Annotated in this window: 2 protein-coding genes and 1 pseudogene; 2 read left to right on the top strand and 1 reads right to left on the bottom strand. The window is 47.9% G+C overall.

The window, feature by feature from the left end; all coding sequences use genetic code 11:
* Positions 1-94, top strand: a pseudogene (locus tag HF569_RS12120) (IS5-like element ISLpl3 family transposase); the annotation flags it as partial.
* An 83-nt stretch (positions 95-177) separates the two neighbouring features.
* Positions 178-642, top strand: coding sequence for a VOC family protein (locus HF569_RS12115; RefSeq protein ID WP_168902617.1), 465 nt, complete (start codon positions 178-180; stop codon positions 640-642).
* 552 nt (positions 643-1,194) lie between these two features.
* Here HF569_RS12115 and HF569_RS12730 read toward each other — a convergent pair.
* The coding region (locus HF569_RS12730) for an IS3 family transposase (protein ID WP_408610809.1) at positions 1,195-1,277 on the bottom strand (83 nt) is incomplete at its 5' end.

The raw sequence follows: 1,277 nt of genomic DNA, 5'->3' as shown, positions 1-1,277 counted from the left end.
GAACTTTCGTAGGATTGCAACGCGTTATGATAAGCTCGCTCATGTTTATCTGGCTACGGTTTACATTGCCTCAATTTGCATCTTACTTAAGTAGTTTTCAGACGGACCCTAGTACCGGGGTGCCGGCCACTAGTCAAACGAGTTCTTACAAATTAAGTAGTGAATGGGGTACCGACGATGCAAGCGAAGTTGATTCCATATTTGGAATTTGAAAATGCCAAAGAGGCCATTACGTATTATGAGAGCGTCTTTGGGGCAACCAATGCCTACCGGGTCAGCCCGACGGCAGAGGAAGTCGAACAGTTTGGGTTAGCACCTACCGTTAATTTAGATGAAATGACGATGCGCGGTGGCTTTAAAATTCTGGGATTGGATATCCAGTGTGCCGATGCGCTGATGGGGCAACCGACGTCTTCAACCTTGGTCTCACTGATGATTGCGGTGGATGCCGATGACTCTGCCAGCGTGAAGGAATTGACCGGCTTGTACCAACGCTTACTCAAGTCCGATGTCAAAGTCATCAGTCCGTTTGGTGAACAGAGTTCGGGTGGTAAGATGGGCCAAGTCGTGGATGCCTATGGGATCACGTGGATCTTACGCGAACAAACGTTACCTGATGAGACGACTGAAGAGGAGTCTTAAAAGTAACCGTAACAATTAACTATCAATGACAAGGATGGCTGCACAGCGGCTGTCCTTTTTGTTTTGAGTTTCAAACGACAAAGGTTCTAAAGTATCGCGGCCGTGACTGTCCTGGCGCTAAAACGGGGCAACCTAGTGGTCTCTTCGCCTTACCGGTCGGTAGCTATGGGCTGGAACGGTGCGAACGCAACTTGAAGCCTCGAAAAAATCCGAGTCTCCAAGCTTGGTTTTCTACTAAGCCAGCCAGAGAATCACTGGCTGACTAAGTAGAACGACGCGCCTGAGCCCATATCTGCCGACCTCACGGCTGACATGGTATTCCTAAACGACTGAAGATGATGACTGACAAAATTGTGACCAGTTGGACCGAAACCACTAAGTAGCCATGCTTTCCAGCTATTGTCTTGGTAAAACATAATCCAAGCCGGAGGAGGTTAGGGATGGAGCCAGCCGTGAAAGTGGTGTTAGCTGGCGACCTTTTTTCAGCCAGCTTACAGCACGGGCGACTTTGAAGACACGTGTTTTGACGTGTACCCCAAAAGTTGGAACGTTTTATGCTGCTTGTGCTAGCTCAAAGTCACGTGGTGATAAATACCCAAGCTTACCTTGAATCCGATCATTATTATAATAATGAA

It is taken from the genome of Levilactobacillus tujiorum (assembly GCF_012641185.1).
GTDB lineage: Bacteria > Bacillota > Bacilli > Lactobacillales > Lactobacillaceae > Levilactobacillus > Levilactobacillus tujiorum.
This window is presented reverse-complemented; position numbering and strand designations above follow the sequence as displayed.

Coding starts and splice junctions, on each gene's coding strand:
- HF569_RS12115 (WP_168902617.1), top strand. CDS start 178: ATGCAAGCGAAGTTGATTCCATATTTGGAATTTGAAAATGCCAAAGAG.